Origin of the sequence: Pseudomonas sp. SIMBA_041, from assembly GCF_046535095.1 — a bacterium.
Taxonomy (GTDB): Bacteria; Pseudomonadota; Gammaproteobacteria; order Pseudomonadales; family Pseudomonadaceae; genus Aquipseudomonas; species Aquipseudomonas mucoides.
This window is the reverse complement of sequence record NZ_JAWRXJ010001014.1, coordinates 1-232: the sequence shown is the minus strand read 5'-3', so window position 1 is coordinate 232 and position 232 is coordinate 1. Positions and strand designations below refer to the sequence as shown.

The window sequence follows — 232 nt, the reverse complement described above, 5'->3', positions numbered from 1 at the left end:
CCTCAGACATGGATAGATTGGCACGTCGTTTGCTATGTACCACGCCTGAATATCGCACAATGCTTGAATACGTGCTTGATGAGTTTTTTGTCAAACGTGGTAAGCGTCACCACCACCATCGTATTGATAGTGAAATCAAAAACTATAAATACCAAAACCGTAACGCCGACAGTAACGGCAAGCATAACGCTGTAACGAATGATGTAACGCAGGGTGTAACGCCAAGTGACGA

At 44.4% G+C, this 232-nt stretch carries 1 protein-coding gene; it reads left to right on the top strand.

Annotated elements, in window-relative coordinates; all coding sequences use genetic code 11:
- A partial coding sequence (locus SB725_RS34175; protein WP_410923822.1) for a DUF1376 domain-containing protein occupies nucleotides 1–232 on the top strand: 232 nt, incomplete at both ends.